Annotated in this window: 14 protein-coding genes, 1 tRNA gene and 1 pseudogene; 14 read left to right on the forward strand and 2 right to left on the reverse strand. The window is 57.2% G+C overall.

Annotated elements, in window-relative coordinates:
* Positions 1-77: transfer RNA gene (locus P9217_RS12805), tRNA-Met, on the forward strand.
* A 238-nt stretch (positions 78-315) separates the two neighbouring features.
* The gene (locus P9217_RS12810; protein ID WP_278086977.1) at positions 316-585 is read left to right on the forward strand and encodes a hypothetical protein; all 270 of its coding nucleotides are present in this window, start codon (positions 316-318) and stop codon (positions 583-585) included.
* Between the two features lie 12 nt (positions 586-597).
* Here P9217_RS12810 and P9217_RS12815 read toward each other — a convergent pair.
* Positions 598-1,659: pseudogene (locus P9217_RS12815) on the reverse strand (recombinase family protein); the annotation flags it as partial.
* Positions 1,656-1,844: a hypothetical protein gene (locus P9217_RS12820; RefSeq protein ID WP_278086978.1), complete on the reverse strand. Its 189-nt coding sequence runs from the start codon at positions 1,842-1,844 to the stop codon at positions 1,656-1,658. The gene P9217_RS12820 and the pseudogene P9217_RS12815, both read right to left, overlap by 4 nt.
* A 306-nt stretch (positions 1,845-2,150) precedes the next feature.
* Between P9217_RS12820 and P9217_RS12825 the strand changes: the two genes are divergently transcribed.
* From P9217_RS12825 to brxL, 12 genes are all read left to right on the forward strand, one after another.
* Positions 2,151-2,444: a hypothetical protein gene (locus P9217_RS12825; RefSeq protein WP_278086979.1), complete on the forward strand. Its 294-nt coding sequence runs from the start codon at positions 2,151-2,153 to the stop codon at positions 2,442-2,444.
* 9 nt (positions 2,445-2,453) lie between these two features.
* A complete protein-coding gene (locus P9217_RS12830) occupies positions 2,454-2,687 on the forward strand; it encodes a hypothetical protein (protein WP_278086980.1) in 234 nt (77 codons plus the stop codon).
* 150 nt (positions 2,688-2,837) lie between these two features.
* Positions 2,838-3,938: a site-specific integrase gene (locus P9217_RS12835; RefSeq protein WP_278086981.1), complete on the forward strand. Its 1,101-nt coding sequence runs from the start codon at positions 2,838-2,840 to the stop codon at positions 3,936-3,938.
* A gap of 334 nt (positions 3,939-4,272) precedes the next feature.
* On the forward strand, positions 4,273-4,485 hold the full coding sequence (locus tag P9217_RS12840) for a helix-turn-helix domain-containing protein (RefSeq protein ID WP_278086982.1): 213 nt from the start codon (positions 4,273-4,275) through the stop codon (positions 4,483-4,485).
* Positions 4,466-4,996: a BrxE family protein gene (locus P9217_RS12845; RefSeq protein ID WP_278086983.1), complete on the forward strand. Its 531-nt coding sequence runs from the start codon at positions 4,466-4,468 to the stop codon at positions 4,994-4,996. Before P9217_RS12840 ends, P9217_RS12845 begins: the two co-directional genes overlap by 20 nt.
* Positions 4,993-5,778 (forward strand): BrxA family protein, encoded by a 786-nt coding sequence (locus tag P9217_RS12850; protein WP_278086984.1) that lies wholly within the window; start codon positions 4,993-4,995, stop codon positions 5,776-5,778. Before P9217_RS12845 ends, P9217_RS12850 begins: the two co-directional genes overlap by 4 nt.
* On the forward strand, positions 5,759-6,334 hold the full coding sequence (locus P9217_RS12855; RefSeq protein ID WP_278086985.1) for a BREX protein BrxB domain-containing protein: 576 nt from the start codon (positions 5,759-5,761) through the stop codon (positions 6,332-6,334). Before P9217_RS12850 ends, P9217_RS12855 begins: the two co-directional genes overlap by 20 nt.
* Positions 6,335-6,336: 2 nt before the next feature.
* Entirely contained in the window at positions 6,337-9,978 is a 3,642-nt protein-coding gene (brxC, locus tag P9217_RS12860) for a BREX system P-loop protein BrxC (RefSeq protein WP_278086986.1), read from the forward strand.
* 3 nt (positions 9,979-9,981) lie between these two features.
* On the forward strand, positions 9,982-11,883 hold the full coding sequence (locus P9217_RS12865) for a hypothetical protein (RefSeq protein ID WP_278086987.1): 1,902 nt from the start codon (positions 9,982-9,984) through the stop codon (positions 11,881-11,883).
* Positions 11,880-13,805 (forward strand): hypothetical protein, encoded by a 1,926-nt coding sequence (locus P9217_RS12870; RefSeq protein ID WP_278086988.1) that lies wholly within the window; start codon positions 11,880-11,882, stop codon positions 13,803-13,805. The genes P9217_RS12865 and P9217_RS12870 overlap by 4 nt, the downstream gene beginning before the upstream one ends.
* A complete protein-coding gene (locus P9217_RS12875; protein WP_278086989.1) occupies positions 13,802-16,333 on the forward strand; it encodes a PglZ domain-containing protein in 2,532 nt (843 codons plus the stop codon). The genes P9217_RS12870 and P9217_RS12875 overlap by 4 nt, the downstream gene beginning before the upstream one ends.
* On the forward strand, positions 16,323-18,422 hold the full coding sequence (brxL, locus tag P9217_RS12880) for a BREX system Lon protease-like protein BrxL (RefSeq protein ID WP_278086990.1): 2,100 nt from the start codon (positions 16,323-16,325) through the stop codon (positions 18,420-18,422). Before P9217_RS12875 ends, brxL begins: the two co-directional genes overlap by 11 nt.
* Positions 18,423-18,483 lie beyond the last annotated feature (61 nt).

An 18,483-nucleotide genomic window follows, 5' to 3' on the forward strand; every position in this document is an offset into this window, starting at 1 on the left:
CGCGGGGTGGAGCAGCCCGGTAGCTCGTCAGGCTCATAACCTGAAGGTCACAGGTTCAAATCCTGTCCCCGCAACCAGCTTATCCTGCAAGGGGCCGCTCTCATCGAGCGGCCCTTTTGCGTTTGCGGCGAGGGTAAGGATTCCGGCGAGATCGCCATAGAGGTCGACTTCCAGCCGGCGCTGATCGTTCGGAGTCAGGGTAATCCGCTCGACCAGCGAGCGCAGGAGGTCAGCTGCCTCGGCCCTGTTCTCTTCGCGGTTCAGCGCCAGCGCGAGGTTGGCGACCTGATCGCGGTAACGGGCGGCCATGCCGGGATGGAGCAGGACGGGCTCTTCCTTCGTTCCTGCAAGAAGGGCTTCCAGCTCTTCGCGTCGCGCCGTAATCCGGGCGAGGTCGTCCTTGACTTCGGACGCGGGTACGCCGTCCTTGATTGCCTGAATGATGTTGTCGCGAGCCTTCGCGAGCTTTGCGAGTTCAGTTTTGGCCGCGCCGAGGGAAGCGTTCTTCTCGTTGCGCAGCTTGTTCATATGGCGCGTGTATTCAGCGCAAAATTCTTCAAGCAGCGCAGGCTCCATCAGGCGTGATTGCAGCGCTGCGATCACCATGCCTTCCAATTCATCCTGCCGGATAGTGACGCGGTTCTCGCATGTGCCTTTGTCGCGGGCGGTGGAGCAGCCGTAATGGTTCTGCGAAACCTTGCTCATGCCACCGCCGCAGCAGCCGCATTTGAGCAGATAGGAGAGCAGCATGCGCGGGCGCTGGCGCTCATGAAATGACGGCTGATGCCGCAGCGCCTCCTGCCGGGCCTTGACCCTGCCCCATAATTCCTGATCGACGATCCGCAGCTCGGGCACGTCCTTTACGACCCACTCGGATTGATCGTTGAGGCGCGACACGCGGTTTCCGGTGTCGGGGTTTTTGATGTAGGCGAGGCGGTTCCACACGAGCTTGCCGATATAAAGCTCGTTGTTGAGGATGCCGGTTCCGCGCCGCCAGTTGCCGTTGATCGTCGACGGTCCCCAGTCCTTGCCGGACGGGCCGGGGACGCCGCGCCTGTTGAGCGCATGCGCGATTGCCTTAGGAGATTTTCCACTTGCGTAGTCGTTGAAAATTTGGCGGACGATCGCGGCTTCCGTGTCGTTGATGCGGCGATCGCCACGTATGGGTTCACCGGCTTCGGTGAACTGCACCACCACGTCATAGCCGTAGGAGTTGCCACCGCCGGACTTTCCGGCCTCGATGCGGCCCCGCTGGCCGCGCCGCGTCTTGTCGGCGAGGTCTTTCAGGTAGAGCGCGCCCATCGTGCCTTTGAAGCCTATGTGCAATTCGCTGATCGGGCCTTCTGAGAGCGTAAGCATGGATACGCCGGCAAACCGCAGGCGCTTGTAAACACCGGCGATGTCTTCCTGGTCGCGTGAAACGCGATCCAGCGATTCCGTGAGCACGAGATCGAACCTGCGATCCTGCGCGTCCTGCATGAGAGCCTGGATGCCGGGGCGCATCAGGCTAGCGCCAGAGATCGCCTGATCCTTGTAGCGGCGAGTGACGTTCCAGCCTTCGCGGGCGGCGCGCTCCTCGCACAGCCTGATCTGATCCTCTATCGAGGCTTCCCGCTGCTTGTCCGATGAATACCGGGCGTAGATCGCAACCTTTGTCATGGCGCATCCTTCGGCGCTGAATCCGGTAGATAAGCATCCTCCGGACTCGCGCTCAATGGGTTTTCGAGATGACGCCGCGCCAGATCGCGGGCGAGCAGGCGGACGAGGGCGGCCAGACGGGCGTCGGGCGCATTTTCTGCACCCTCTGCCTTGTTCCTCGTCACCTTCGTCTTGGTGGACTGCATTTCCCGCGCTGCGCCTCGGATGAGCGCAGGGCTTATGCGGCTGCGCTGTCCTCAATGTTGGCATTGCGGGGCAGTCATTAAATCGCTGGCGTTGGTCAGGCGCTGGTCAGGCATGCGAAGACACGGAGCGGTTGCATCATGCAGGCGTATGCAGTTTCAAGCGCCGCCGGTACACGCGAACCTCTGTCTTCTGTAACCGGCAGGTATCAAGGGTTTCCGAATATAGACCATAACAATATTGTTAATATTCTTTTAGTATCGTAAGTTGTATTATGGAAATATAATTGTGAATTCGAAAGAGAATATATGAACAACAATCATTTTTTATCATCAGACAACAAGAAGCAGTTTTCAGCATTGACCATCGACTACAAGGTGCTCGGCACCATCCCCATCGATGAGCTGTTCCACGCGATCAAGGCCGATATTGAATCCCTCAAAGACATCCACAAGGTCGAATTCGTTACGGGAGCCAAACTCAAGCTGCCTGTGACAGACCAGTATGGGCAGCCGATACCCGTGAAGCGCGCCAACGGCGCTCACATGCACATGATGCACACCTATCATCACCGACCGGCCTGCAAGGACTATGAGCTGTAGGAGTTGGCGGTGAAACAGCCTTGCTACATCGACCTGGCCCAGGCTCGTCAGGTGCTTGCGGAAATGGGTGTCGCCCTGAACGAGCGGCAGATGAAACGTGCCGCTGAAATGGATGCAAGCGGCTCACGAAAACTCCCCTTCTTCATCGATCCCGTCGACGGCAGGCTCAGGATTGAAAAGGGGACGTTGGTCAAAATCTACATGGATGCACAGGCCGAGGCGGAGAACCGTGCTAAATACTAAATTTATACTTGATTTTATCAAACCAGCATGAATCTATAGAATGTAATGTCAGATATACGAAAAAGGGTAGGCAGGAAAGGCACGACTTACCAAGTACGGTACCCGGACAAAACTTCGAAAACAGGTTACGCCTATGCCACCTTCGACACATTGAAGGCGGCGCGCGAGTTCGTCGAAAGCGGCAAAGCCCGGAAGGGCAACGGTTCGCGCCACAGTGAGATTCAGACGGTGGAGCAGGCCATCGATAAGTGGCTTGAAGTCTGTGAAGACGAGGGCCGCGACGAACGGGAGCCCGTTTCTCCCTCCACGCTGGAAAATTACAGATGGCGCTCGCGGACTATGAAAGCCTTTGCGTGGCAATGTGAGTTGCGCGACCTCCAGGAGGCCGACGTGATCGCATTCAGGTCGTGGCTAAAACGTGGCTGCTCGCCCGATCAGGCGCAGAAGGTGCTGTCCTCTTTCCATTCCGTCCTGATTGAAATGCAAAGGCGCGGCGTGATCAGCGACGACCCGGCTCAGAATGTAGCGCTGCGGAGCGACCCCCGTCTCAAGGAGCCCGTCCAGATACCATCCATTGCGGAATTCCAGGAGATATTGCGTGCCGCCGACCGCTTGGCGAACTCGAAGAACAACGAAATAGCAAGCGCCTGGGAGCGGTACAGGCCGATGATCTATCTCGCAGCCGACAGCGGCATGCGGCCGCAGGAATATCTGGTGCTGCCTATCGAGGGGCTACAGGACAAAGGGGTCAATGTCCTTCAGGCGCTCGATCGCAGCAACCGGCTCGGCCCCCCGAAGACGAAGGCCGGGCGCCGCTACATTCCGGTCAGTTCAGAGTCACTAGATATGGCGAAGCACTATTCCGCCAAACACGGTACGGGCGGGCTGGTTTTTCCGACGCGCAGGGAAGGCAGCTACCAGCGGTACAACGTGTTCGTACGTCGCGGATTCCACAAACTGATGGAAGAGGCAGGATTGGTGACAGAGGTCAAGGAGAAGGGGAAGACGAAGCTCGTAAAGCACTATACCCCGTATTCGTTGCGCCACTTTTTTGCATCGATGCTGATCGAGAAGAACAAGGGATTGAAATACATCCAGACCGTGATGGGCCACGAGAACATCACGATGACACTGAACGTGTACGGCCACATCATTAGAAGGAAGGAAACCGATGAGCTGCATCAGGACGGCGGCATCCTTCACTACATCCCCAAGGAATCCTGTGGCGAGTCTGTGGCTGACGCCATCTAAGCCACTGTTTTCATTTAGACTGTAACTGCTTTGGGAGCAGAGGGCCGGGGGTTCGAATCCCTCCGCTCCGACCACAATCAAATCAATAAGTTAGCTTAGGCTTACGGAAAGAAACGGCCCCCCCCGGGCCATTTTTTGCCACAACCGCCCCGTCCTCGGAAACCCGCAGAAATCCGCCATTGTCCGTCTCGTCCCGTTTTGGCCTGTGGCAAGTTTGTGGCGAATTTGATGAACGTCGAGTGCCCTCACGAGCGCATCGGCGTGCCTACACGAAAGGTTGTGCTTTCCCCAATATTCTCGTATTTTCTCATTTTGGCCGGTCAGCGGAGCCTTGATGGACAGCGAGATTATGACGGTCAAGGAGGTGGCGGCCTATCTCAAGATCAAAGAGAAGACCGCGTATCGGCTAGCCGCTGACGGCAAAATTCCGGGGTTCAAGGTAGGTGGCTCCTGGCGATTTCGCCAGCAGGACCTTGAGGGCTGGATAAGCGCACAAAGCCGGAATAGCCGCAACGACGAGGGGGCAAATGAGCGAAGCAAGAAATAAAAGCGTGGGTGTCAAAGACGAACTTAACGAGATCATCCAACTGAGGCTGGCCATTGGCCTTCTTGGCGAGAAGGACCACGCAAACTGGTGGCCCTCGCTTTGGTCCACCTCAAATGCTACTTCGTTCCTAACCCCCATCTATGGAGAGCGGACAGACATTGCCCGCTACCACGGCCTCATTGAGGCTGCTCGCCGCGTTCACGACAGCCGGATCGGTGTTGGGAGGGTATTTCATCTCTTTCGCCTCCCCGAGGCGTGGGAGCGGCGCCTTCACAACGCCGTCACCGCGCAGGGCATGATAGGTAACGCCGCTTCCATCCAGACAAAGGAAGACGCCGAAGCTTTATTGACCGAGATCGGAAACAAGGTCGAGGCGAGTGCGGGTCCTATACGTGTCGGCAGCGCCGGTGACCTAGAAGGCCACGCTTGGCTCAAAACAGTGGCAGGGCACTATCTTGCAGCTTTCAGGAGCTCACAGCAGACCTTCCCTTACTTCGCGGAGGCTCTGTGACGGATCGGGCCTATACGACAAAGCTGCAAGCTGGATTGGGCCTTATTCCCGAGACAGAAAAGCTCTTAAGCCTTTGGGAGCCAGGCATGGACGCGCACGCTCTCCTGAACCGAGCGTTAATTTCGGGCGAATTTCCCAGCATGACCGCGCGCCGCTTGAGGAATATTGTTTTGGAAGGCTTTGCGGCGCGATATCTAGTCAAGGACGAAGAGCCGGCATCAGCTCTGAAATCAATGCGGGATGTTCTCACTGAACTGGATCGCAGGCAGCTCTACTTGCTCTTCACCTGCCGCGCCAATCTCATCTTGGCCGACTTCATTCGCGGGATTTACTGGCCTCAGTACAGCGCAGGAGCCGCCTCCATCAGTAAGGTCGATGCACTTTCCTTCGTCGAAGAGGCCGTAGCGGAAAGCAAGACCACGACGCCCTGGTCCAAGTCCACTAGGACACGGGTTTCCAGCTATCTGCTGGGAGCCTGCGCGGATTTCGGTCTACTCAGCGGCATGGAGGGAGGAGCTCGGAAGATCGAAGCCTTCCGTCCCACCAGCTTTGTCACCACCTTCTTGGCTCACGACCTGCACTTCCGCGGTCTTGGCGATAGCGCCGTACTTCATCATGAGGATTGGCTTTTGCTGGGCTTAGGCCCTGAGGATGCGCTCGCGGAGCTAAAGCAGATCGCGTTGCGCGGCGAGGTCATCGTGCAATCGGCCGCCGGACTCGTTCAGATATCCTGGAAACACAAGAATATGGAGGAGTTGGCTTATGCCGTCGCTCACAGCTGACTTCGACGAACTGATGAGGCGAGTCCAGGGCGGGCGGGAGTTCTCTCATGCCAGCTTCGAGCCAATCTATTACCTAGTCTTTCATCCCCGCGACATGCTTGAGGTCAAGCGGCAAATGCCCGCCTGGATCGCTCGTCTGAAGAATGCCGGCTGGCGCGTCGAAACCTTTTCCGTAGCCGAACATGTCAGGGACATCCTTCAAACATCACCAATGCGCAAGGTATGGCTAACAGCAGACGCGAAAGCCCCGCTTGACTGGGAAAAGACCAATAAGAGCCTTGCAAACGCCCTCACCGGGCGAGACCAACTCCAGAAGCGCTTGGAAGATACCATCTCTGCTCTCAAAGATGATCCCAACGCTATTGTCTTAGTAACCGATCTTGAGGCGCTTCACCCCTATTTGCGAATTGGTGCGATTGAGGCGCAGCTACAAGGTAAATTCCACATACCGACGATATTCTTCTATCCCGGCGTAAGGACTGGGAAGACGCGCCTGCGCTTCCTGGGCTTCTATCCTGAGGATGGCAATTATCGCTCCGTGCATGTCGGCGGGTAACGATGCAGAGCCAGCAGAAAGAAAACACGACGATGACGCAGATACGTACTTTGTTCGACCCGCAGAGGGGGCTGCAGCGCTCCATCGAGAAGGTTATTTCTTATCAGGCGTCACAGGAAGATCGGCTTAAGTCCGAAATCAGTGAGTATATTGTCACTGACAGCATCGATGAGCAGCTCGAAACGCTGTTGGGGGATATACAGGCTGCCCTTGAAAGTGGCGGTGGTCACGAAGTCGGCGTCTGGGTGTCTGGCTTTTACGGCTCTGGCAAAAGCTCGTTTACTAAGTATCTGGGTCTGGCGCTGGACGACAGCGTGAAGGTTGATGGCCGGCCCTTCGTCCGACACCTGAGCGACCGGTTAAGGCGGCCTCAGACAAAGGCCCTGCTGGACGCGGTCAACAAGCGCCTCTCGGCTGCGGTCATCATGCTGGACCTAGCGAGCCAGCAGATTGCGGGCGCAACGCTCGCCGAAGTGTCGACCGTCCTCTATTACAAAGTCCTGCAGCAGCTTGGCTATTCCAGGAACATGAAGGTTGCCGCCCTTGAGCGAAAGCTCAAGAAAGATGGGCGTTACAAAGAATTTGTCGCCCTCTTCAAAGCGGAAACAGGAGAGGCGTGGGAAGAATATCAGAACGACGAACTGGTGGTAGATAGCCTGCTCCCGAGCCTGGCCCACAAAATGTATCCAGCTCTTTTCAAGAGCGATCAGGCGTTCTCGGCTTCAACCAGTGAGATGATCTATCTGATGGATGACCGCGTCAGAGAGATGATCGAGGTCGTCCGAAATGAGACCGGCAAAGAGAACATCGTCTTTGTCATCGACGAAATCGGTCAGTATGTCGGTAGCCAACAGTCGAAGATTCTTGACCTGCAGGGACTCGCCGAGAACATCAAAAATATTGGTCAGGGCAAGGTTTGGATTCTCGGAACAGCGCAGCAAACGCTCACCGAGGACGATCCACATACGGCGATAAATTCGCCGGAGCTATTCAAACTCAAAGACAGGTTTCCGATCTCCGTCGAGCTGGAGTCCAGCGACATTAAAGAGATTTGCTTTCGCAGGCTCCTGGGCAAGTCCGCTGAAGGCGAGGCCCTGCTTGGCAAACTCTTTGAGGCGAGTGGACAAGCGCTGCGCGCGAACACGAAGCTGACAGGCGCGAAGTACTACGATGACGGGTTCGATAAGGTCAGTTTCACAAACCTATATCCTTTCTTGCCCGCACACTTCGAAATTCTGCTTCGCCTACTCGGCGCGTTAGCAAAGTCGACCGGCGGCGTCGGTCTGCGGTCGGCGATCAAGGTCCTCCAGGACATACTTGTCGAAGGCGCTGGTGAACATCCTCCCGTCGCAGATCAGGAGCTGGGCTGGCTTGCGACGACCGTCACACTTTATGACTCACTGAACAAGGATATTCGCCGGGCCTTTCCATCGCTCCACGCTGCTGTCGACAAGGTCGTTGTTCAGTTTCCTGATGATGTGCAGACGCAGAACGTTGCGAAGACGATTGCTGTCCTCCAGGTTCTGGCCAACATGCCGGTCACGGTCGACAACGTCGCGGCCTTGATGCACCCTTCGATCACATCGGCATCGATCAAAGAAGGCATCAAAGCCTCTATCGAAAAGATGCTGAACAACGCCTTCGTGCCTCTCGGCGAGAAGGAGGGGAGCCTTCGCTTCTTCAGTGAGAAGCTCAACGATGTTGAGCATGAGCGCGCGCAGCTGGCGCTTCGAAGCTCCGAGGTGCAGCGCATTTTCAGCAACTCGTTGCGGGCAACATTAACTCCCCTTCCTGCTGCGCGGCTTCACGGCAGTAGGGCGGTGACATCTGGGCTGAAGAGCATCTCTGGCGGCCGCAGCGTCTCTTTGGATGGTGAGCGGGAAGCAATCCAGACGGCGCTCGTTTTGGCCGATGCGGCTGAATACGACACTGAGCGCAACAAGCTCCTTGATGAGTCACGGCAGCGCAGCGCAGAGAGCACCATCTTCCTGCTTGGCCGCTCGCCGCAAGAGGCAATGAATCTTGCCGGTGAAATTTACCGCTGCAACCGGATCGTGGAAATTTACCGCAACGATCCAGACCAGGAGGTGAAGGAATACTGCGCTAGTCAAACGGATCGCGCTGCCCGCCTATCCAATGAGCTCGTTCATATGATTACGCGCGATCTGGCGCGAGGCTCATTCGTTTTCCGCGGTGCGATCAGTGCGGTCGAGAGCGTTGACCAGAACCTGCAGTCGGCCTGTAAGAAGTTTCTCGGCGAGGTCGCTGAGCAAGTCTACGATCGTTACACCGAAGCGCCTGAGCGTGTAGATACCGGCCTGCCTGAGAAATTTCTTCGTGCCGCAGACGCGAACCTGAAATCGATCACATCGCAGATCGACCCTATGGGTTTGGTGCAAATCTCCGGCGGCAAACCGTCCATACAGACAGACCACAAAGCCTTGGTGAGCATCCGGGACTACATCGAGCGGAACGGCCTTGTAGAAGGCAAGCGGCTGCTCGACTCTTTTTCCGATGCGCCGTTCGGCTGGTCGCAAGATACCACACGATACCTGCTTGGCGCGCTGCTGGTCGGCGGGGAAATCAAGCTGAAGGTCGGCGGCCGCGAAGTCTCGGTGAATGGCCAGCAGGCCATCGAGGCCCTAAAAACCAACAACAGCTTCAAATCGGTTGGCGTCTCGCTGCGGCAAGACCGTCCGTCTATGGACGTTCTCGCCAAGGCCGCAGCGCGCTTGACCGAGCTCTCAGGCGACGACGTTGTTCCGCTGGAAGAGAATATTAGCAAGGCGGCGCAGCGACTGCTGCCGGACCTTCAGCACCGCTATGCCTCGCTCGGCGAGAAGCTCACAACGCTGGGCCTGCCCGGCGTTGATACGATGGATTCTCTGAACAGGCAGATCGCCGATCTCCTGCTAACAGATTGCTCGGATTCACCGAAGGTCTTCGGCGCTGAGAGTTCCACGCTCTATGATGAGCTCAAGTGGGCCCAAAAGGTAAAGCTCGCGTTCGATCAGAAGCTCGATCGCACTGTCCGGCGCGTCCGCGACCTACAGCATGAACTCGCATCGCTGCCGAAGACCGGCGCTCCTGGCGAACTCGTCAAAGCCGTAGAAGACGACGTTGAGGCCCTCAACGATCGGCTCTCGCAGCAAAGCTTCTTCGAGCATTCGGCAGACGTTTCGACGAAGTGCGCGAGCGTAGAACACCGCGTCGCACAGACGGTGCGAACCATGGCTGCCGCCCAAGCAAGTCACGTCGCCGATGCAGCAGCCGATCTTGCGCGCATTCCGGAATGGAACGAGTTCACTGCTGAAGAGCACCAGACGGTTCTGGCGGAGCTCCAGGAGCTTTCTGTGAAAGTCAGCGAGGACATCGCAGGGCTTAAGGCGCTTCTATCCTCGCAATTCGATATGAGCACCACGATCCAAGAGATCAAGCGGCGCATCGTTGAAGAAGGCAGAGAGCGTCGGAAGCCACCCGAACCGAAGCCAGGTGAAAAACCAGAACAGAGGCCCCGCCGCGCGCTGAAAATACCGGCGAGGATCGCAACGACCGATGACCTCGACCAGCTCATCAGACTGCTCCAAGAGCTGCGCAGCGACGCGCACTATTACGAGTTCGATGTCGAGATCGGTGAGGCTTGATCGATGGCGTTCGACAATGAAACAAGAGGGAAGCTCCAGCGGTTTGTCACGGACATCCGTACTCTGCTGACCGAGGATTTCACCCGGCAACTACAGCAGACCTACGGCATGGACCCGGCCAGCGGTGAAGTTGCGCCCATAGAGGGTCTAAGGCACCTCGATGATGAGCGGCTGGAAACCGCGCAAATCCTGCGCGAGATCATGGATCACTACCTGTCGACCGAAGCTAAGAAGGATAAGCCTACCAGGATCGCCGTGCTCGAACGCATAGCTCGCGAGCAAGCATTCACGATCCTTAATCGCCTCGCTGCCCTGCGCATGATGGAAGCGCGCGGCATCCTTCTGGAATCGATCGGCAAGGCAACGCAATCACAGGCCTTTCAACTCTACCAACGCGTCGCCAACGGCTCCCTCGGCGACACAGGCGAAACCTACAGACACTTCCTGCATAGCCTATTCGATCTCTTCACCGCCGACCTGCCAGCCCTTTTCGACCGCTTCGGTCCGAACAGCCGTCTCTTCCCGAGGGAGACAACCCTCACGAAGGCGCTCGAGCTCATTAACGACAGCGAGATTGAGCCGCTCTGGGCTGAGGACGAGACTGTCGGCTGGATCTACCAGTACTTCAACTCGAAGGAAGAGCGCAAAGCGATGCGTGAGGCTAGCCAAGCCCCGCGCAATAGCCGCGAGCTTGCCGTGCGCAATCAGTTCTTCACACCGCGCTACGTCGTTGAGTTCCTCGTTGACAACACCCTCGGGCGGCTGTGGTTCAACTGGACGGGTGGACAGACGGGGCTGCGCGACCGATGCCAATACCTTCTGGTAAAGCCAGACGAACAACCTGACCCAGCCGAAGGGCTACGCGACCCCCGCACAATCAAGTTGCTCGATCCGGCCTGTGGCTCGATGCATTTCGGCCTCTACGCTTTCGATCTGTTCGTCGATATCTATAGCGAGGCCTGGGACTGGGAGCAGACCCACGGCCCCGGCTCCCTGGACACCGCAACCGGTGGCAGCCCCGAACTGATGCCACTGAGCGAGACCTACAAAGACAAGGCATCATTCCTGTACGACGTGCCGCGTCTCATCATCGAGCGCAATATCTATGGGGTGGATATCGACCCGCGAGCCGCCCAGATCGCCTCCCTGGCACTGTGGCTTAGAGCACAGCGGGCATGGCACGAGGCGGGAGTAAAGGCCAAGGATCGGCCGCAGATAGGGCGCGGCCACGTGGTAGCGGCCGTGGCGCCGCCTGCCGAAGTGGGCCTGCGCACGCAATTCATGGAACAGCTCGATCCCCTGGATGCCGAGCTGTTCGAGCAGACGCTGTTCCTGCTGAAAGGGCTGCCAGAGCTTGGGGTACTGTTGCAGGTCGAAACGGAGTTGCCAGCTTTAATTCGCAAAGTTTTTGGCGAGCATGGTGATCTCTTTCGCGAAGAGGACATGGCGCAGTGGCAGGAGGCCGAGGCGCGGTTGCGCGAGGCACTGATGGACTATGCCCGCACCGCGCGGTCAACCTATCAAGGCCGGCTCTTTGCTGAGGATGCGCTGCAAGGGTTGAGGATGATAGATCACTGTCGCGAGGTGTTCGATGTAGTCGTGATGAACCCACCTTTTGGCGCACTGGTGGCAGAGACAAAAGTTCAGCTGGCAAAAGCATTTCCAAGCAGCAAGAACGATTTGCTCGCTATTTTCGTGGAGCGGGGCTTGGAGTTGATGCGCGCGGGCGCGCGAATGGGCGCTATCACATCAAGAACATGCTTTTTCCTGTCGAGCTTTCAACAGTGGCGTGAGGAGATCGTACTTAACATGGCACGACCGGAGGCAATGGCGGATCTCGGCCACGGTGTAATGGATGACGCAATGGTGGAAGCTGCTGGATATGTGCTGGAGAAGCAGGCATGACCATATTTTTGCGATTGTTGTCGGACGACGATAAGGCTTCATGCTTGCGCGCCATTTGCTCATCGCTTCGTTCAGGTATCGAGGATGCTCGCGCTTTTGAAGTTTCCCCCGAGTCTTTTCGTTCTGTACCGGGAGCGCCTTTTGCCTACTGGGTGAGCGAGGAAGTTCGTTGCGTATTTAAGAACTACCACCCCTTTGAATCCTTTGCGCGATCTGCGAGGCAAGGGCTTGCCACTGCAGATGACTTTCGTTTTGTCCGTTTATGGTGGGAGTGCAATCAAAGTAGCGATTGGTGGGGTTTTGCCAAAGGCGGTGCATTTTCACCTTTTTACTCTGACGTTTTCTTGGTCGCAAATTGGGCCAACGCCGGTAAGGTAATGAAGGCTTGGGCCGACCCTCTTTATGGGAACTCAGGATGGTCGCGTATACTTAAAAGCACGGAATTTTATGCACGACCCGGCCTTACGTGGCCACGACGCACATCCAGCGGACTTAGCATGAGGGTCATGCCCAAGGGTTGCATCTTTGCTGATAAGGGACCCGCAGCATTCACATCTAACGATGCGCCCGAAGCCTTGCTAGCCCTATTGGCTCTGGCAAAAAGCGTGGCGTTTGAGACGCTTATCTCGTTGCAGTTGGCCGCTGCCGATGCGGCGGCACGTTCCTACGAAGTAGGCATAGTTCAGAAAACGCCGGTGCCCGATCTCAGCCCCGAGCAACAAGCCGCACTCGCGGCGCTGGCTCGCCGTGCGTGGTCGTTGAAGCGTTCCCTCGATACCACGGTGGAAACCTCTCACGCCTACCACTTGCCGGCTGCGTTGCGCGCTCGATTGCGAGATTGGAACCCGCCGTCCATTGATACCGAGCTGGCAGATATCCAAGCAAAGATCGACGCGATCGCCTTTGATCTTTACGACTTTAGCGACACGGACCGCGCCGCATCGCTAACTTCATCAGGCTCGGCTGACATGGACTCAAGCGATGGGGCCGAGGCAGCGGAAGACACCGAGGACGAAGACAAAGCCACACAAATCGACCAATCAGACGGGCTGCTCAGCTGGGCCGTAGGCGTCGCCTTCGGTCGTTTCGACTGGCGCCTGGCCACTGGCGAACGCGAAGCCCCCCCCGAGCCCGACCCATTCGATCGTCTCCCGGGTAAAAGCCCCGGCATGCTACCCGACGGCGCAGAACCGTTTCACGCCCATTCCGGCGTTCTGGTGGATGACCCGGGCCACCCACATGATTTGGCCCGACTGATCGAAGAAATCCTCGCCCGCGTCGAGACCGAGGTGCCCGGCGACGTGCGCCGCTGGTTGCAGCGCGATTTCTTGACCCTGCACCTAAAGCAGTACAGCAAGAGCCGCCGCAAGGCCCCGATCTATTGGCCGCTCTCGACCTCTTCAGGCAGTTACACCCTCTGGCTCTACTACCCCAGCCTGACCAGCCAGACGCTCTACACCGCAGTCAACGACTTCATCGAGCCGAAGCTTAAGCAAGTCAGCCGCGATACCGCCGCCCTGCGCGACAAGGGTAGCGCCCGCTCACGCGAGGACGAAAAGGCTTTCGAGGCGCTCCAGACCCTCGAACTCGAACTGATCGAGCTGCGGGACACCCTGCTGCAGATCGCCTCAGCCTATCGTCCGACCCGCGACGACGGCGTCCAGATCACGGCTGCGCCGCTCTGGCAACTTTTCCGCCACAAGCCCTGGCAGAAGGTACTGAAAGAAGCCTGGGCCAAGCTAGAGAAGGGTGACTACGATTGGGCGCACCTTGCGATGGCGTATTGGCCCGAGCGTGTCCGGGAGAAATGCAAGGCGGATAAGTCACTCGCGATCGCTCACGACCTTGAACATCTATACGAGGAACCAGCTGAGAATTCCGGCGTAGCCCGAGGCCGCAAGAAGGCCGGAGGCGCTGGATGAGCCTAGCCGCCTTCATTCGTGACTCGGTGCTGCGGCCTCGCCTGAAGAAGGCAGGCTGCCTGGTGGTCTATGATCCGGCAAGGCTCTATCGCGATATTGTATCCGAGCTCGCCGACGAGCAGACTGCGGTTGTTGATGCCAGCCAACATGGGATCGAGAGTCGCGAACAGGCGATTAACAGCTTCGTCGGTCTGGCTCGTCCGGGTGGTAGCGGACCTAGGGAGCTTGTCATCTACGTCCCCGCTAGCTTCCCGAAATCCGATCATGACCGTGTTCTTGATCCATACGCCGTTTACACAGCTTGCGGCAGCGTGTTCCCTGACGGCGATGGCGATGAGTATCTGAGCCTCTGTCTGAAGGCGAAGCCGGATCACGCTAGCGAAATCCGAAGGCTGTTTCAGGACAATCCTCGGCCTTCTTTTGAGCTCGTCGACAATATAGGCGGCGGCGTGGGTTATCCCATGTTGCGCACGCTCCTCAAGGTGGACTCTGCGCGAAACATCCTGGTGGCTATGCTCGCTCCCTCGGAGCAGCAGAAAGAGAGCCTGAAGGGCAATGAGTCCTGGGTCAGCGAGGCAAAGAGCCTATTTCAAGCCGCTCTAGGGCTTAAACTCGCAACCAAGGGCAAGAGCTGGTCGGCAGTCGCTGATGAGCTTTGGCGCTTCATGCTATTCAGCGAGTTCGTTCTTGATCTTCCTGGCGAGCTGCCATCGTCGCTGACGAACGTGCCACACGCAGATGCGGGCGCGTATGCGTTAGTGGCCGACCTTTGCGAGACCCTGCGAAACGATAATCGAACGCGGCAAACCTACATCGACCGTGCCGAGCAGATCGAACGCGAGATCGGCCTTCCCATGGCATGTGCTGAGATTAGCGACCTTGGGACGCTGGATACGTTCCCTTTCGAAGAGCGCACTTTTCTGCATTCCGCGGTCAAGGCGCTCAAGGAAGATCGTCTCGACGACGTTCGTGCTGTCGTGGGTAGACACAAGCACTCGGTGTGGCTCGGCAAAGGCGAGAGCCAAGCACAGTGGGGGCTCGTTGCCGCCGCTCTCCAACTGGTCGCTGCCTGCGAGGATGCTGACCGCAACTTAGCCGGCCACACCGGAAGCCTTGATGCGCTCGTGGAGCACTACACGAATAGCCTGCGGGAGATCGACCGACTCCAGCGTGAATTTGAGCAGGCGCTCGGCGAGTACATTTCCATGGAGCCGATCGTCGACGATGTTGCCGAATACGCTCGCAAGCGCTATGCGCGCATTGCGGAGAAGGTGCAGGCGATCTTCGTCAAGCACCTGGAGAAGGAAGGCTGGCCGCCGCAAGGCCGGCTTGCAAACTCTGATCTGTTCGACAAGTTGGTTGCGCCTCTGCTCGCAGAGCGGGACAAGCGCGTCGCATATTTCGTCGTGGACGCACTTCGCTATGAACTCGGCCTGGAGCTTCAGAGGCAGCTAATCGACACAGGCACGGCGACGATACAGGCCGCTAGCGCGCAGTTGCCCACGGTTACGCCGATTGGCATGGCAAGTCTGCTCCCAGGTGCAGGAAAAAAGCTAGCGATCCTGCGCGAAGGCAAAGACCTCGTGGCCGCATTCGACGACCAGCGTCTCACCTCGGTCGCCAATCGCATGAAGGTGTTTGAGCAGCTGTACGGGGATCGCTTTGCGCAGATGACCTTGTCCGAGTTCAACAGCGGCAAGAAGGTCAAAGTCTCTGATGCCGTAAACTTGCTCGTTATCCGCAGCACGGAGATTGATAGTCACCTGGAGAACAACCCTGATACGACCCTTGGTCTAGTGCACCAGACACTCAAGGGCATCCGAGTAGCCATCCACCGACTCAAGCAAGCGGGATTTACGAATGTCGTGATAGCGACCGATCACGGGTTCTTCCTCAACGGACATGCCGATGCCGGTGATATCTGCGCCAAACCCTCAGTTGGTGACTGGATCACCGTGCATGACCGCGCCCTTCTGGGGAATGGCAGCGCGGACACTCAGAGCTTCATCATGCAAACCGAAAAGGTAGGAATACGCGGCGATTTCGAATGCTTCGGCGGACCGCGCAGCATGGCGCCCTATCGTCGCGGACTTCGGTTCTTCCATGGCGGCGCCTCTTTGCAGGAAGCCGTCGTTCCGGTGATCACCGTTACTCTTCAAGATCAAGCCACCCGAGAGCCGGTGGTGGCGAGCGTTCTGCTCTCGTACAAGAGTGGAGCGAAACGCATCACTACACGTCTGCCCGTCGTCGATCTCGCTGTCGAGAGCGCCGATATGTTCTCGCAAGGGGCCGACCTGGAGATACTCCTGGAGGCGCACGATCGTAGTGGGAAAGTCGTCGGTGAAGCCAGGAAAGGCGATCCAGTCGATCCGGCTACCGGAACGCTGACGCTCAAGCCCGGACAACAAAAGCAGGTCACCATCAGGATGGATATGGAGTTCGAAGGTAAGTTCACTCTCAAAGCCTTCAACCCTGTCACGATGACGGCCTACGCCAGCATCGATTTGGAGACCGATTATGCAGTTTGAAATGGAGATGGATGAGCTCGACAAAAAGCTGAACGATGCCTTCGACGGAAAAGTCGTTCGTAAGGACCTTTTGCATCGGATCAAAAAAGGCACGAATGTGCCAACCTTCGTCTTGGAGTTTCTGCTCGCGCGATATTGCGCGAGCAATGAGCCTGCCGAAATACAAGCTGGGATGGAAGCCGTTCTAGCCACTCTCGATGAAAACTACGTTCGTCCCGATGAAGCCAATGCAGCGCAATCGCGCGTCGCGACGAAGGGCAAACACAAGTTTATCGATAAAGTGCACGTACGGTATGTCGAGAAGGACAAAAGGCACTGGGCTGCGCTTGAGAACTTCGCCTCGCAGAAGGTTGCGATCGCAGAAAAGTTCTACCGGGACACTGATCGCCTTTTAGAAGGGGGAATATGGGCTGAAGTCGTCATCGCGCACAACGACATTGATGAGGATAAGTACGCGTTTTACGTGGAAGATTTGCGGCCTATTCAGTTAAGCCGTTTCAACTTCGATGCCTACTGCGAGGGACGCGCAAAGTTCTCTCGTGATGAGTGGCTTAACGTCGTCCTCCGCTCGGTCGGACTTGAGCCTTCGAAGCTGTCACCGCGTGTGAAGCTGCACTTTATCGCGCGCCTTGCGCCGCTCGCCGAGGCAAACTTCAACTTCGTCGAGCTCGGCCCACGCGGTACTGGTAAGTCCTACTTCTTTAGCGAATTTTCTCCTTACTCGACGCTAATAAGCGGCGGCCAAGCAACCAAGGCTACGCTGTTCTACAACAACGCCCGCGGGAAGATCGGGCTGGTTGGCTTCTGGGACACAGTAGCTTTCGATGAGGTTGGGGGGATCAAGATCAAGGACCCCGACACCATACAGATCATGAAAGACTTCATGGCGAACGGCCGCTTTTCTCGCGGCGTTGAGATCATTGCCAATGCCAGCATGGCGTTCGTCGGAAATATCGACCAGTCGGTCGAGCAAATCGTCAGGTCGAGCGAGCATGACTTGTTCCTCCCGCTTCCCCCTCAGTTTGACCTGGCAGTGATGGATCGTTTTGCCTGCTACCTTCCGGGCTGGGAAATGCCCAAAACAAGCAGCGCTTACCTGACAGGCCGCTTCGGTCTGATCACGGATTATCTCGCCGAGGCCTTCCATTACCAGCTAAAGCACAACAACCGTTATGAGGAAGTCAGCAAGCGCCTGAAGCTGGGAAGCTCTGTAGAGGGGCGCGATGAGAAGGGGATCAAAAAGACGCTCTGCGCTCTCTTGAAGATTCTTCATCCGGACGGCCCGCCGAGCGACGAAGAGTTTTTCGAGTATGTGTCCTACGCTATTGAATGCCGCAGGCGCGTAAAAGAACAGATGAACAAGCGCAAACCGGACGACGAGTTCGCGCTGATCAACCTTTCGTACTTGGATGCGTCCGGTCGGGAAATCGTAGTGCACTGCCCTGAAACAAAGGGCATTGCGGCAACATTAGAACCCAGTCGACGACGGCTTCAGGTGGACAGCCGCGACGAGACGGAAAGCGTTATACACCTCCCGACGAAGCCCGCGTCTGAGAATGCCCCTTCAATCGTGCCCGAAGAGCCCAGCAAGGAACTTGAGGAACGGCACTACTCGATCGCCTATGGCGATACGGGTCACAGCTACGACTCAATAGTCGGCGCGTATCTGCAGGGAGCGAAAGAGGTTCTGGTTGAAGACCCCTACATACGAGCGCAGCACCAGATCGCTAACTTCGTCCGCTTCTGCGAGACTGTGGTTAAGAGCCCCACGGTAAGAAAAATCCATCTTGTCACAAGCTACGACGAAAAGACGGACATGGCATTCCTCAATGAGAAGATGGATGAGCTCAGGCAAAGCCTCCTAGAGATCGATGTCCTACTGACCGTGGAGTTGAATGAGAAGCTCCATGATCGAGAGATTCGGATCGACAATGGATGGACGATCAAGATAGGGCGCGGACTCGATTTCTATCAGAAGCCCGATGGATGGTTTGCGATTGGAGCCAACGACTTTTCCTTGAGGCGATGCCTGGAGACCAAGGTTGATATCTTTAGAAGCGCCGCAGGGCGGTCAGCGAAGTCCGCGTGATGTGTATGGTGAGTGCCGATCGCTTAACCCGCCAGCCTTCCCGCACCGACCAGCGATTGCA

Origin of the sequence: Mesorhizobium sp. WSM4989, from assembly GCF_029625795.1 — a bacterium.
Classification (GTDB): domain Bacteria; phylum Pseudomonadota; class Alphaproteobacteria; order Rhizobiales; family Rhizobiaceae; genus Mesorhizobium.

Bases quoted from the DNA above. Each gene is read 5' to 3' on its own strand.
- brxC (WP_278086986.1), top strand. From the start codon at position 6,337: ATGCAGAGCCAGCAGAAAGAAAACACGACGATGACGCAGATACGTACT.
- P9217_RS12810 (WP_278086977.1), top strand. From the start codon at position 316: ATGGAGCAGGACGGGCTCTTCCTTCGTTCCTGCAAGAAGGGCTTCCAG.
- brxL (WP_278086990.1), top strand. From the start codon at position 16,323: ATGCAGTTTGAAATGGAGATGGATGAGCTCGACAAAAAGCTGAACGAT.
- P9217_RS12845 (WP_278086983.1), top strand. From the start codon at position 4,466: ATGAGCGAAGCAAGAAATAAAAGCGTGGGTGTCAAAGACGAACTTAAC.
- P9217_RS12820 (WP_278086978.1), bottom strand. From the start codon at position 1,844: ATGCAGTCCACCAAGACGAAGGTGACGAGGAACAAGGCAGAGGGTGCA.
- P9217_RS12825 (WP_278086979.1), top strand. From the start codon at position 2,151: ATGAACAACAATCATTTTTTATCATCAGACAACAAGAAGCAGTTTTCA.
- P9217_RS12840 (WP_278086982.1), top strand. From the start codon at position 4,273: ATGGACAGCGAGATTATGACGGTCAAGGAGGTGGCGGCCTATCTCAAG.
- P9217_RS12875 (WP_278086989.1), top strand. From the start codon at position 13,802: ATGAGCCTAGCCGCCTTCATTCGTGACTCGGTGCTGCGGCCTCGCCTG.
- P9217_RS12865 (WP_278086987.1), top strand. From the start codon at position 9,982: ATGGCGTTCGACAATGAAACAAGAGGGAAGCTCCAGCGGTTTGTCACG.
- P9217_RS12870 (WP_278086988.1), top strand. From the start codon at position 11,880: ATGACCATATTTTTGCGATTGTTGTCGGACGACGATAAGGCTTCATGC.
- P9217_RS12855 (WP_278086985.1), top strand. From the start codon at position 5,759: ATGCCGTCGCTCACAGCTGACTTCGACGAACTGATGAGGCGAGTCCAG.